Source organism: Pseudomonas sp. fls2-241-R2A-110, assembly GCF_030209165.1.
In the GTDB taxonomy this organism is placed as follows: domain Bacteria; phylum Pseudomonadota; class Gammaproteobacteria; order Pseudomonadales; family Pseudomonadaceae; genus Aquipseudomonas.
This window is the reverse complement of record NZ_JARVSN010000024.1, coordinates 88,780-101,200: the sequence shown is the minus strand read 5'-3', so window position 1 is coordinate 101,200 and position 12,421 is coordinate 88,780. Positions and strand designations below refer to the sequence as shown.

Below are 12,421 nucleotides of genomic sequence, written 5' to 3'. Positions count from 1 at the left end.
AGGGCTGTGTGTACGAGTTTCGGCGCAGTCTAATCAGGCGGCGTGCACCTTACAATGCCCCGCACTGGCTAACCGATGCCAACATAGAGAAATATTATCGCGGATAGTTCCGCAGATCTGATGGCCGACCCTAATAGATAGCAGAGATCAGCAGACCTGCACGGGCGATTCAATCGCACCACCATACGCCCATCGGCACCGCCTGAGTGCATTTGGCGCTATCATTGCGCAACAGAACCAGCCAACGAGGCAGATAGATGTCGGATGCAAAAAGCGTCAACGGGTACTTGATCAGTAAGGCGAAAGACGGCCAGTGGTGGCTGCAAAGCGCCACGGGTGAAAAAATCGGTCCCTTGCCGACCGAGGCAATGGCAACTGAGGTGGCATCCGTAATGGAACTGGAACACCCAACCACCAACCGTCGCGGCAAAGACAAGGCTTGATCTGAACCCGGTTTTTTGACGAAGCCCTGCTCATGCAGGGCTTTTTTTGTGATTGCCTGCAAAGAAGTGGCCATTCGCTATAACCTTTTGACATCAGCGATGTCACAGCCATAGCCCCATCATCCTGACGACGACAACAACATGAAAAGATTTTTGCCACTGATTGCGATATTGGCCCTGAACGGCTGCGCCACTTCCGAAACGACTTACCTGAACAATGGCGAGCAAGGCCTGACCATCGAATGCTCTGGAGAAGCCAACTCCTGGGCCACTTGCTATGAAAAAGCCGACGCCTCGTGCGCTGGTACCGGCTACCGGATCGTCGGTACCGACGGCTCACCTTCGACCAAGGAAAGCGACAAGACACTGGGTGTCGATGTCGGCAACTTCAAAAACCGCAGTGTCGTGGTGGTCTGCAAGTAAAGCCTGCGGTTCTACATGTGAATTTCGGCGAATTTGAGCCCGAGGCCGCGTACGGTCTCGATCAAATCGTCGAGGCGAGCGAAGGATTCAACTTCGTCGTTCTCATCCACCAGGAAATAACTGCGCCCGGCGCTTTTCTTGAAAAAAACGATCCATTCACCCGGGGTCGCCGGGTTCTGAATCACGTGGGTGGCAGAGATCAGACCCTCTGCATGGCGCTCCCGCACCTGCTCTCGCTTCATGCTCGACTCCAAAAATGACAATGCCGTCAAAGTGCGACCTTGACGGCATTGGTGCTGAAGCTCGCCATTCTATCAGCCGGAAATACAGATATTGGCGGCTTTCTGTACATCCTTTGGACGTATCGGCACATTGGACATCCGCTCATGCAGCTTGATACTGCTGCCGCTCGAGCGTTCTTCGATATCGAAGACAGCGGCCGGGGCCGAAGAAAACTTGGCTGGCACGATCACCCGCACACCGTCCTTGTGCGACTCCAGTTGCAAGGCGCCACGACTCTTCGCCAGATTTTCTACCAGGCACTGCGCATACTCATGGGGCTTCTTGCCTGAGATCACATTCATCGTGGGCAGCGTTTCACTAATTTCCGCGACATTTGCGCAACCGCTCACTACTAAAGCCAGCGGCAGGACCAATACACCCCACTTCATACTAAACCTCCGATAAAGACCCTCCGACAGCACAAATGCTGGTTTTCTCCGAGGCTCATTGCTTTTATCGCTCATAGAATTCCGAATAACTGTTTTTAATTGTCAAAGCGGACCCCGGCGACCGGATAATAACCCGTTCGGGCTGATAAACTGCGCCAATCGCCCATGCTATCGTTTTGATTTTGTAGAAAAAGCCCTTCTGGAGGCGCCTCATGAAATTTATCCACCAGCGCGAGCACCTCAACGAAGACGACATCGTCGTCATCCAGTGCTCGCAAATGTGCAACATCCGCTTGATGAACGACGCCAACTTCCGCAGCTTCAAGAATGGTGGCCGTCACACTTACCACGGCGGTGCGTTCGACACCTTCCCGGCCCGGATTACAGCGCCGAGCACCGGTTTCTGGAACATCACCATCGACACGGTCAACCGTCGTCCGATCAGCGTGACCCGTAAACCGACCCTGACGCACTCGATCAAGATCATCCGTCGTTCCAGCTCGAAACTGAGCTGAAAAACGCTCCCACACGCACACAGGCAGGTATCACCGTGGCCCAAACGACCAAGTACGTCATCAAATACAAACTCAACGGTGAACGCCGCTTCGAATTTGCCCAGCTCGTAAACGGCACTGAAGAAGAAGCCAAAGCCGCGCTGGACGCCATCCATGGTTCGAGCGAAGACGTCATCAGCGATATCAGCGATATCAGCGTCAGCAAGGCACTGTAACGCGACTCGGCCCCCGGAGCGACAACAAGGACGTCATGCTCCGCGCCCTCTCGAGTCTGGCCGCAAGCGCCGGAGTGTTCACCCTCTTATCGAGCCCTAGACTGCCTGCCTCGACCTTGGGTTAAGGAGTCAACGATGAGCGAACTCTCTTTGGACACGCTGGACTGGGTGACACTCGGGCAGCAACTCGACCAGGATGGTTGCGCCGTCCTCAAGTCGCTTTTAAGCGTGACGACTTGTGACGAAATCAGCGCGCTCTATCCGCAACAGAACCCCTTTCGCTCCCAAGTGATGATGGCTCGTCACGGTTTTGGCCGCGGCGAGTACAAATACTTCAAATACCCACTGCCGGATGTGGTCGCCTGCTTGCGCAGCGCGCTCTACCCTCTCCTCGTGCCGATCGCCAATCGCTGGTACGAATGCATGGATCTGCCAACCCGCTTTCCCGCAACGCACGAAGCGTTTCTTGCGCGTTGCCATGCCGCCGGTCAGGAGCGCCCGACACCGTTGTTGTTGCAATACGGGCCGCAGGACTACAACTGCTTGCATCAGGATCTGTACGGCGAACACGTGTTTCCGCTGCAAATAGCGATTCTTCTGTCAGAACCGGATGAAGATTTCACCGGCGGCGAGTTTGTGTTGACCGAGCAGCGACCGAGGATGCAATCACGTCCGCAGGTCATCGGCCTGAAGAAAGGCGATGGCGTGATCTTTGCCGTGAATCAGCGCCCGGTCAAAGGCGTGCGTGGCTATTACCGAGTGACAATGCGCCACGGCGTGAGTCGCCTGCACAGTGGAAAACGGCATACTCTTGGAATCATCTTTCACGATGCGCTATGACCCCATGAGCCCGACCACCCTCGATATGTTTGCTGATGCCGAACCCGAGCAACAGCCCAGGCGCGAGCAGATCGGTGAACAGTCCTACGTCCTGCGAGGCTTTGCCCTGCCCTGGCTGGAACAATTGCTGCCTGAACTGGAAGCGGTTCTGGCGGCAGCGCCGTTTCGGCAAATGGTCACGCCGGGCGGTTTCACCATGTCCGTCGCCTTGAGCAGTTGCGGCACTTGGGGGTGGACTACCGACCGCAGCGGTTACCGGTACACGCGTCACGACCCGCAGACCGGACAGCCCTGGCCGAAGATGCCCGAGGTGTTTTTCGAACTGGCACAAGCGGCGGCACGGGAAGCGGGATTTGCGGACTTCGTACCTGATTCCTGCCTGATCAACCGCTATATCCCTGGGGCCAAGATGTCATTGCATCAGGACAAAGACGAAGGTTCCTACGCGGCACCCATTGTTTCTGTGTCTCTGGGGTTGCCGGCCACGTTTCTGTTCAGCGGCTTTGAACGTGGGGACAAAAGCCAGCGCATAGGGCTGCAGCATGGCGATATCGTGGTCTGGGGTGGCGTCGACCGCTTGCGCTATCACGGCGTCCTGCCGATCAAGGAGGGTTATCACCCTCGACTGGGCGAGCAACGGATCAACTTCACCTTTCGAACCGCCGGTTGAAACCTTCGAATTCGACCGCAAGACTCGGAGTGCCACGATCCTGCTGGCTGGATAGTCTGAATGAAACGGGCCAACGGATAAAACGCGATGACAACTCATTCGAAAATAATCGCCACCAAGGACGATCCCCGCTGGGCGGCTGTCGTCGCACGCGACCCGGGAGCGGACGGGCAATTTGTCTATGCGGTGAAAACCACCGGAATCTACTGCCGCCCCAGCAGCCTGGCGCGCCTGCCGAACCCACAGAATGTCGAGTTTTTCGACACCGCTGAACAAGCCCGGGCGGCCGGTTATCGTCCGAGCAAGCGGGCCGCAAAGGATCAAAGCGACGTTGCTGCACAACACGCGGTGATCGTGGCCGCCGCGTGCCGTCACATCGAATCTGCCGAACAGCTGCCGGCCTTGAATGAATTGGCGCAGGCTGCTGGCCTGAGCAGTTTCCACTTTCATCGTGTGTTCAAAGCCGTGACCGGGTTGACGCCCAAGGGTTACGCCACGGCCCATCGCTCACGCAAGGTTCGTGATCGTCTGGCGCATGGCGGCTCGGTCACCGATGCCCTTTATGAGGCAGGCTTCAATTCCAATAGCCGCTTCTATGAGTCGGCCGATCAGGTGCTGGGCATGAAACCTGGCGATTACCGCGCGGCCGGCAAAAATACCGACATCCGCTTCGCCGTCGGCCAGTGTTCCCTGGGGGCGATTCTGGTGGCGCAAAGTGAACGTGGCGTCTGCGCGATTTTGCTGGGGGACGATCCACACCAATTGGTCTGCGACCTGCAGGACAAGTTTCGACGTGCCAACCTGATTGGGGCCGATCACGCGTTTGAGCAATTGATCGCCAAGGTGGTCGGATTTATCGAAGCACCGGCCATGGGCCTGGACTTGCCCCTGGACGTACGCGGGACGGCATTCCAGGAACGGGTCTGGCAGGCGCTGCGGGAAATTCCTGCCGGCAGCACCGCCAGCTACGCCGATATCGCTCAACGGATCGGTGCGCCGAAAGCCGTGCGCGCCGTGGCCCAGGCCTGTGGCGCGAACAGCATTGCGGTGGCCATTCCCTGCCACCGCGTGGTGCGTAGCGACGGCAACCTGTCGGGCTATCGCTGGGGTGTCGAGCGCAAGCGTCAGTTGCTCGAACGCGAAACGGTGTAATCAGCGGTTCACGTCAACCACAACCCGACCGCGCAATTGCCCGGCCAGCAAGCGCGGTGCGGCTTCAATGGCTTCGCTCAAGCCGATCTCATGGCTGATCAGCGGCAGCAGGGAAAAATCCAGATTTTTCGCCAGGCGGTTCCAGGCCTCTACACGCTTGGCTTTGGGTTGGGTCACGCTGTTGATCCCGGCCAGGGTCACACCGCGCAAAATGAAGGGTGCAACTGACGCCGGAAAGTCCATGCCCTGTGCCAGACCGCACGCGGCCACCGTGCCATTGGCCTTGGTGCTGGCACAGGCGTTGGCCAACGTGTGGCTGCCGACCGAGTCGATCACCGCCGCCCAACGCTCTTTGGCCAATGGTTTGCCAGGCTCGGAAAGCGTGGCGCGATCGATGATTTCGCTGGCCCCGAGCTGCTTGAGGTAATCGTGTTCGGAGGTGCGGCCGGTGGATGCCACGACCCGATAGCCGAGTTTGCTCAACAGTGCGATGGCGAAGCTGCCGACACCACCATTGGCGCCAGTGACCAGGACCTCGCCCTGCTCAGGCGTCACGCCGTTATGCTCCAGCGCCAGGATGCACAGCATTGCCGTGTAACCGGCAGTACCGATCGCCATGGCCTGGGCTGCGGTGAATTCTTTAGGCAGTGGAATCAGCCAGTCGCCCTTCAGGCGAGCCTTTTGCGCCAGTCCGCCCCAGTGCCCTTCGCCCACGCCCCAGCCATTGAGCAGGACCTGGTCGCCGACCTTGTAGTCGGGATGCTCACTGACCTCGACGCTGCCGGCCAGATCGATCCCCGGCACCATCGGGAATTTCCTGACCACCGGGCTGCTGCCAGTGATTGCCAGGCCATCCTTGAAGTTCAGCGTGCTGTACGCCACGCGCACCGTCACATCGCCCTCGGGCAGTTGATCGTCATTGATCTCTTGCAGTGTGGCCCGGTAACCGCTGTCGTCTTTGTCGATCAAAATGCCTTTGAACATCATGCCCTCTCAATGGAATCAATCAGGTTGTGGGCCTATTGAAATACCACAAAGAAACATTTCGCCGTACAAGACTTTCAGCTAAGCCGCTAAAGCGTCGGGCGTTTTCATGACGCATGGCTATGCTTTTTTTCGCCAGCCAAAAGTCGACTGGCCCTGCCCTGGTAATTACTGGTAAAAAACGGTTCTACCCGTCGGAGATTCATTGAAATGAGCCAATGGCCAGACACCCGCATTCTTGACCTGCTCGGCATCGAGCTGCCGATCATCCAGGCGCCCATGGCTGGCGCCACCGGCTCGGCCATGGTCATTGCGGCGAGCAATGCTGGCGGCCTGGGTTCTATGCCAGCCGCCATGCTGAGCATCGAGCAATTGCGCGAGGAGCTGAAGACGATCCGTCAACACAGCCAGCGTCCGTTCAACATCAACTACTTTTGCCATCAAATGCCAGCCGCCGACGAGCAACGCGCGCGCGAGTGGAAGAATCTGCTGGAACCGTACTATCGGGAGCTGGGCGTCGATTTCGAAGCACCGACACCGGTCTCCAATCGTGCACCTTTCGATAACGCGGCCTGCGAAGTGCTCGAAGAATTTCTCCCCGAAGTCGTGAGCTTCCACTTCGGCCTTCCAGAAAAATCCCTGCTGGATCGAGTCAAGGCCACCGGGGCAAAAATCCTCTCGTCGGCGACCACGGTCGAAGAAGCCATCTGGCTGGAACAACATGGCTGCGACGCGATCATCGCCATGGGTTACGAGGCTGGAGGCCATCGCGGGATGTTTCTCAGCGATGACCTGAGCAGCCAGGTGGGAACATTCGCCTTGGTGCCGCAAATCGTCGACGCGGTGAAAGTGCCGGTGATTGCAGCGGGCGGGATCAGCGATGCGCGGGGCGTGGCGGCAGCGTTTGTACTGGGTGCTTCGGCAGTGCAGGTGGGGACGGCTTATCTGTTCACACCGGAAGCCAAGGTCAGCGCGTCCCACCACAAAGCGTTGCGCACCGCCAAGGAAAGCGAGACCGCGGTGACCAACATTTTCACCGGTCGCCCGGCACGCGGAATTCTCAATCGGGTCATGCGCGAACTCGGCCCCATGAGCGATAAAGCCCCCGCCTTCCCTCTGGCCGGTGGTGCATTGATGCCGTTGCGCGCCAAAGGTGAAGCGGATTTCAGCAACCTCTGGGCTGGGCAGGCGTTTACGTTGTGCACTGAAACGACAACCGCCGAGCTGACTCGGCAGTTGGCAGAAGAAGGCTTGGCCAGGTTAATTCGTCGATAACACGCAGTCCCCTGTAGCAGTCGCCAAAGGCTGCTACAGGCCAGTCCTGAACTCCACGCATTCCGTTTGCAGGCATTTCGCTATATATTCCGCTATATAGCGTTTTAACCCCCTTGTTGCATTCGCCTATAACGGAGCCGTTTCATGACCATTCGTGCCTCACGTTTTGCCCCCACCTGTCTCGCAGGCCTTGTCGCCGCATTCGCTTTCGGCTCCGCTCAGGCGGACGAAGTCCAGGTGGCCGTTGCCGCCAACTTCACCGCGCCGATCCAGGCCATCGCTGCTGATTTCGAGAAAGACACCGGGCACAAACTGGTCACTTCCTTCGGCGCAACGGGCCAGTTCTACACCCAGATCAAGAATGGCGCGCCGTTCGAGGTGTTCCTCTCGGCAGACGACACCACCCCGCAAAAACTCGAAGCCGAAGGCGATACCGTCAAGGGATCACGCTTCACTTACGCCGTCGGCACGTTGGCGCTGTGGTCGGCAAAAGATGGATACGTCGATGCCAAGGGCAAAGTGCTCAGCGACAATCAGTATCAGCATTTGTCCATTGCCAACCCAAAGGCTGCTCCCTATGGCCTGGCCGCCACACAGGTGCTGGCCAAGCTGGGCCTGAGCGACAAGGTCAAAGACAAAATCGTCGAAGGCCAGAACATCACCCAGGCCTACCAGTTCGTTTCCACCGGCAACGCTGAACTGGGTTTCGTAGCCTTGTCTCAGATCTATAAAGACGGCAAAGTCACCGGCGGTTCGGCGTGGATCGTTCCGGCGGACATGCACGACCCGATCAAACAAGACGCCGTGATCCTCAATAAGGGCAAGGACAACCCGGCTGCCAAAGCGTTGGTTGACTACCTCAAGGGTCCGAAAGCCGCCGCTGTCATCAAGTCCTACGGTTACCAACTCTAAATGACCCTGACGAGTGCCGATTTTTCCGCCATCTGGTTGACCCTGAAACTGGCGTCCCTGACCACGGTGATCCTGTTGGTCATCGGCACTCCGATTGCGTTATGGCTGTCGCGCACTCAGTCCTGGCTGCGTGGCCCGGTCGGGGCCGTCGTCGCCCTGCCCCTGGTGCTGCCGCCCACGGTGATTGGTTTTTATCTGTTGCTGGCGCTGGGCCCCAATGGCTTTGTCGGTCATTTCACCCAATCGCTGGGGCTCGGCACGCTGACCTTCAGTTTTGCCGGCTTGGTCATCGGTTCAGTGCTTTACTCGATGCCGTTCGTGGTCCAGCCGCTGCAAAACGCGTTTTCCGCCATTGGCACTCGCCCATTGGAAGTAGCCGCGACCTTGCGCGCCAATCCGTGGGACACTTTTTTCAGCGTGATTCTGCCACTGGCACGCCCGGGATTTATCACCGCGACCATTCTCGGTTTCGCCCACACCGTCGGCGAATTCGGTGTGGTGCTGATGATCGGCGGCAACATCCCCGACAAGACCCGCGTGGTCTCAGTGCAGATCTACGATCACGTCGAAGCGATGGAATACGCCCAGGCCCATTGGCTGGCCGGGGCGATGCTGGTGTTCTCGTTTGCCGTGTTGCTGGCGCTCTACTCCAGCCGCAAAACCAAAGCGGGCTGGAGCTGATCGATGATTCATACGCGACTGAAACTGAATTACTCGGGGTTCGCCCTGGACGTGGATCTGCATTTGCCGGGCCGTGGGGTGACCGCGCTATACGGTCCTTCCGGGTCGGGAAAGACAACATGCCTGCGCTGCATTGCCGGTCTGGAACGGGCCGAAAACGGCTTCATTCAGGTCAACGATGAAGTCTGGCAGGACAGCGACAAGACGATTTTCGTCCCGCCACATAAACGCGCACTGGGTTACGTTTTCCAGGAAGCCAGCCTGTTTCCCCACCTGTCGGTGCTGGCCAATCTGGAATTCGGTCTCAAACGTATTCCGAAACCGCAGCGCCGCGTCGACATGGCGCATGCCACTGAACTGCTGGGTATCGGTCATCTGCTGGACCGTCATCCGCAACATCTGTCCGGCGGAGAACGGCAACGTATCGGCATCGCTCGTGCGCTGCTCACCAGCCCGAAACTGTTGCTGATGGACGAACCGCTGGCGGCGCTGGATAGCCAGCGCAAAAACGAGATCCTGCCGTACCTGCAACGCTTGCACGATGAACTGGACATCCCGGTGCTGTACGTCAGTCACTCGCAGGATGAAGTGGCGCGGCTGGCCGATCACCTCGTCTTGCTCAGCGATGGCAAGGCGCTGGCCAGCGGTCCCATCGGTGAAACCCTGGCGCGTCTCGATTTGCCTCTGGCGCTGGGCGACGATGCTGGCGTGGTGGTTGAAGGTCATGTCTGCGCTTATGACCCGCACTATCAATTGCTCACGCTGCAATTGCCCGGTTCCGATCTGAGCATTCGGGTGGCACACGCGCCCATGAGCCAGGGTCAGGCATTGCGCTGCAAGGTCCAGGCACGAGATGTCAGCCTGAGCCTGCAAAGCGTCGAGCAAAGCAGCATCCTCAATCGCTTGCCCGTTACGGTGATCAGTGAAATCGGCGCCGACAATGCCGCCCACGTGCTGATCCGCCTGAATGCGGCGGGCACGCCACTGCTCGCTCGAATCACGCGTTACTCCCGGGATCAACTCGGCGTGCACCCCGGCCAACAGCTTTGGGCGCAAATCAAAGCGGTGGCCGTCCTGGCTTAAATCCGCTGGCACCACGGCGAACAGGCGCGGTCAATGGCTTTACAGGCCCCTGATTTGTCGCCGAGGATTGCCCGCCATGCCCGATAACGCGCTGCCCGATGTGCTGCCACCGGACCTGCACTATGTCGATGACACGCAGCCCGGAATCACCCGCAAGCTGTTGCGCGGGAAATTCTGCTATTTCGATCCTGCGGGCCAGCGCATCAAGGACCCCGACGAAATCAAACGCATCAACGCCCTCGCCGTGCCACCGGCCTACACCAAGGTGTGGATCTGCGCCGACCCTCGCGGCCATCTGCAAGCCACCGGCCGTGATGCCCGCGGCCGCAAACAATACCGCTATCACCCGCGCTGGCGCGAAGTGCGCGACGCCGACAAATACTCGCGCCTGAGGGATTTCGGCCAGGCATTGCCCAAGTTGCGCAAACGTCTGGAAGCGTTGCTCGACGCGCCCGGGTTCAGTCGGGACAAAGTCATGGCGACCGTGATTACTTTGCTCGATGCGACGTTGATCCGGGTCGGCAACACGCAATACGCCCGGGAAAATCGGTCCTATGGACTGACCACCCTGCGTAGCCGCCACGTCGAAGTGAACGGCAGCGCGATCCTGTTCCAGTTCCGCGGCAAAAGTGGCGTCGAACACCAGATCACCGTGAAAGACCGACGCCTGGCGCGAATCATCAAGCGCTGCCTGGAGATCCCCGGACAAGACCTGTTTCAATACCTGGACGAACACGGCGAGCGGCACACCGTCAGCTCATCCGACGTCAATGCCTACCTGCAAACCCTCACCGGCGCCGACTTCACGGCCAAGGATTACCGCACCTGGGCGGGCAGCGCGCTGGCACTGTCAGTGTTGCGAGAGCTGCAGTGGGAGCCCGAATCGGATGCAAAACGGCATGTTGTGGCGATGGTAAAAGACGTCGCTAAACAGTTGGGCAACACCCCGGCAGTCTGCCGCAAATGCTACATCCACCCGGCAGTGCTCGAAGGTTTCATGCTCGGCGCATTGGCCGAACTGCCTCGGCCGAGGACGCGTAAAGGGCTGCGGGCTGAAGAAGTCGGGCTGGCCATGTTCCTGGACAAGATGATCGCCGCGACGGAACCGACGAACTGAGCCATCCTTTTTTGCACCTTCGCAAAGAACTTCTATAGTTGATGTGGACACAAATAAGCTGCGGTGACGCCATGGAAGACATTTTCGTTGTGAAGCGTTGCAACAAGATCATCATTCATGGTCGCCGAGCCGGAGAAACCAGCCACCTGCCACCCGACGCCGCCGTCTGGTATCGCATCGCCGATACTCGAACCCATGGTTTCATCGGTGACGGTTTCGATCTTGAAGAAGACGCCCGACGTGAATGCCGACAGCTCAATGCCAGGTCTCAAGTGAAGGTCCGACAAGGCTGAAGCCCGGGTCTATACTTAAACAGCTGATGGACCAGCGACCCCAATGGCAGAAAGCTCGCACTCGCGGGCTTTTTGCTGCCGCTTACCAGGTTTCTTGAACGGAGGTGTTTGCCATGTCCGAAAAAGAGTCCATCACCACCCTGCTCACCCTGCTTGACTCTCGTCAGGCCAGACTTGCTGCCGCGTGCAAGGAAATTGCCGACTGGGTGGATCATCAAGGGGGGCACCCGACAGCCCTCAGAATCCGTGATCGCCTGAACGATATCGAAAAAGACGAGCCGCTGATTCAAAACACCTTGTCTTCGCTAAAACCTGTCGAGCCACCGCTGCCAAGGTTCAGATGATTTGATCCGGATTCTTCCTTCGAGAAAGGGCATGATTCAGCACGCACGAACGGCGACTTAATCGTCACTGCGTGCGTGCCTGCTTGATTATTTCCTGTGATACCCCAACCCGGCCTGGCGCCGGGCTTTTTTATTTACGACTTTTCTTTCACGTTATGTTCACACCGCGCGCCCTAAAGTCAGCTCACTCCTTTGATGAACTCCCCCTTGGCCTGCCCGCATGCAGGCCATTTTTTTTGTCTGTTGTCCGGGCTGTCGAACGCCTGCAACCACGGGGTGTCAAATGACTACACGTCACGAAGGAGGCGTCTGATGGTCACTCACTTCAAAGTCAGCGGGCACTTGGCCTGCGGTCACAAAGGTAGCAAACTCACCTCAACCAACGTGCTAACCCGCGTCAAATGCAGAAGCTGCCGGAATACCGACGCATTCAAGGATGCGCGCAAGGCCGAACGCAACGCGGCACGCCGCGCCGCCCGCAAAGCCAAAGCCACTCACACCGCCAATGACTGGCGCGCCGCCTGGACGGAACGGCTTACTGCCATGACCGGGCTGCAAAGATTACCTCGTGGTTTTACTGGCCAGCCATTTGTTTAGAAGTGCCGTTCGATAACTGGCCGCTAAAATTGCGGAGCAAAAACGACAAAGGCCTGCATGAGTTTCCTCATGCAGGCCTTTGATATATATGGTGCCCGAAGCCGGAATCGAACCGGCACGCCCTTACGAGCGGGGGATTTTAAGTCCCATGCGTCTACCAGTTTCGCCATTCGGGCGGTAGCGCGGTGTAGCAGTCTGGAGACTGA

At 58.3% G+C, this 12,421-nt stretch carries 18 protein-coding genes and 1 tRNA gene; 15 read left to right on the top strand and 4 right to left on the bottom strand.

The window, feature by feature from the left end; translation table 11 throughout:
* The first annotated feature begins 257 nt into the window (after positions 1–257).
* Both QRN31_RS20170 and QRN31_RS20165 read left to right on the top strand, forming a co-directional pair.
* Positions 258–443, top strand: coding sequence for a hypothetical protein (locus QRN31_RS20170; protein WP_259154957.1), 186 nt, complete (start codon positions 258–260; stop codon positions 441–443).
* A 141-nt stretch (positions 444–584) separates the two neighbouring features.
* Positions 585–866, top strand: a complete 282-nt coding sequence (locus tag QRN31_RS20165; RefSeq protein ID WP_285434048.1) for a hypothetical protein — start codon at positions 585–587, stop codon at positions 864–866.
* 11 nt (positions 867–877) lie between these two features.
* Here QRN31_RS20165 and QRN31_RS20160 read toward each other — a convergent pair whose 3' ends face one another.
* On the bottom strand, positions 878–1,108 hold the full coding sequence (locus tag QRN31_RS20160; RefSeq protein ID WP_259154958.1) for a hypothetical protein: 231 nt from the start codon (positions 1,106–1,108) through the stop codon (positions 878–880).
* Positions 1,109–1,180: 72 nt separating this feature from the next.
* Complete coding sequence (locus QRN31_RS20155) at positions 1,181–1,537, bottom strand: hypothetical protein (protein WP_222590411.1); 357 nt, start codon at positions 1,535–1,537, stop codon at positions 1,181–1,183.
* A gap of 212 nt (positions 1,538–1,749) precedes the next feature.
* Here QRN31_RS20155 and QRN31_RS20150 point away from each other — a divergent pair, with 212 nt between their 5' ends.
* From QRN31_RS20150 to ada, 5 genes are all read left to right on the top strand, one after another.
* Positions 1,750–2,052 (top strand): DUF1883 domain-containing protein, encoded by a 303-nt coding sequence (locus QRN31_RS20150; RefSeq protein ID WP_007900033.1) that lies wholly within the window; start codon positions 1,750–1,752, stop codon positions 2,050–2,052.
* 35 nt (positions 2,053–2,087) lie between these two features.
* Complete coding sequence (locus QRN31_RS20145; protein WP_285434047.1) at positions 2,088–2,267, top strand: hypothetical protein; 180 nt, start codon at positions 2,088–2,090, stop codon at positions 2,265–2,267.
* A gap of 135 nt (positions 2,268–2,402) precedes the next feature.
* Positions 2,403–3,107: a 2OG-Fe(II) oxygenase gene (locus QRN31_RS20140; RefSeq protein ID WP_285434046.1), complete on the top strand. Its 705-nt coding sequence runs from the start codon at positions 2,403–2,405 to the stop codon at positions 3,105–3,107.
* The gene (gene alkB / locus QRN31_RS20135; RefSeq protein ID WP_285434045.1) at positions 3,097–3,777 is read left to right on the top strand and encodes a DNA oxidative demethylase AlkB; all 681 of its coding nucleotides are present in this window, start codon (positions 3,097–3,099) and stop codon (positions 3,775–3,777) included. Before QRN31_RS20140 ends, alkB begins: the two co-directional genes overlap by 11 nt.
* A gap of 87 nt (positions 3,778–3,864) precedes the next feature.
* Positions 3,865–4,929 (top strand): bifunctional DNA-binding transcriptional regulator/O6-methylguanine-DNA methyltransferase Ada, encoded by a 1,065-nt coding sequence (ada, locus tag QRN31_RS20130; protein WP_285434044.1) that lies wholly within the window; start codon positions 3,865–3,867, stop codon positions 4,927–4,929.
* Here ada and acuI read toward each other — a convergent pair whose 3' ends face one another.
* Positions 4,930–5,913 carry an acrylyl-CoA reductase (NADPH) gene (gene acuI / locus QRN31_RS20125; protein ID WP_285434043.1) on the bottom strand — a complete coding sequence of 328 codons (984 nt, stop codon included), beginning with the start codon at positions 5,911–5,913 and terminating at the stop codon, positions 4,930–4,932.
* A 210-nt stretch (positions 5,914–6,123) separates the two neighbouring features.
* Here acuI and QRN31_RS20120 point away from each other — a divergent pair, with 210 nt between their 5' ends.
* From QRN31_RS20120 to QRN31_RS20085, 8 genes are all read left to right on the top strand, one after another.
* Positions 6,124–7,188, top strand: coding sequence for an NAD(P)H-dependent flavin oxidoreductase (locus tag QRN31_RS20120; RefSeq protein WP_285434042.1), 1,065 nt, complete (start codon positions 6,124–6,126; stop codon positions 7,186–7,188).
* A gap of 144 nt (positions 7,189–7,332) precedes the next feature.
* Positions 7,333–8,100, top strand: a complete 768-nt coding sequence (gene modA / locus QRN31_RS20115) for a molybdate ABC transporter substrate-binding protein (RefSeq protein WP_285434041.1) — start codon at positions 7,333–7,335, stop codon at positions 8,098–8,100.
* The gene (gene modB, locus QRN31_RS20110; RefSeq protein ID WP_285434040.1) at positions 8,101–8,781 is read left to right on the top strand and encodes a molybdate ABC transporter permease subunit; all 681 of its coding nucleotides are present in this window, start codon (positions 8,101–8,103) and stop codon (positions 8,779–8,781) included.
* A 3-nt stretch (positions 8,782–8,784) separates the two neighbouring features.
* Entirely contained in the window at positions 8,785–9,864 is a 1,080-nt protein-coding gene (gene modC / locus QRN31_RS20105; RefSeq protein ID WP_285434038.1) for a molybdenum ABC transporter ATP-binding protein, read from the top strand.
* 76 nt (positions 9,865–9,940) lie between these two features.
* Positions 9,941–10,981: a DNA topoisomerase IB gene (locus QRN31_RS20100; RefSeq protein ID WP_285434037.1), complete on the top strand. Its 1,041-nt coding sequence runs from the start codon at positions 9,941–9,943 to the stop codon at positions 10,979–10,981.
* Between the two features lie 71 nt (positions 10,982–11,052).
* On the top strand, positions 11,053–11,274 hold the full coding sequence (locus QRN31_RS20095) for a hypothetical protein (protein WP_090188686.1): 222 nt from the start codon (positions 11,053–11,055) through the stop codon (positions 11,272–11,274).
* A gap of 113 nt (positions 11,275–11,387) precedes the next feature.
* Positions 11,388–11,618, top strand: a complete 231-nt coding sequence (locus QRN31_RS20090) for a hypothetical protein (protein WP_090183510.1) — start codon at positions 11,388–11,390, stop codon at positions 11,616–11,618.
* Between the two features lie 312 nt (positions 11,619–11,930).
* Positions 11,931–12,215: a hypothetical protein gene (locus tag QRN31_RS20085; protein ID WP_285434036.1), complete on the top strand. Its 285-nt coding sequence runs from the start codon at positions 11,931–11,933 to the stop codon at positions 12,213–12,215.
* Positions 12,216–12,304: 89 nt separating this feature from the next.
* Here QRN31_RS20085 and QRN31_RS20080 read toward each other — a convergent pair.
* Positions 12,305–12,391 (bottom strand) — tRNA-Leu (locus tag QRN31_RS20080).
* Between the last annotated feature and the right edge of the window lie 30 nt (positions 12,392–12,421).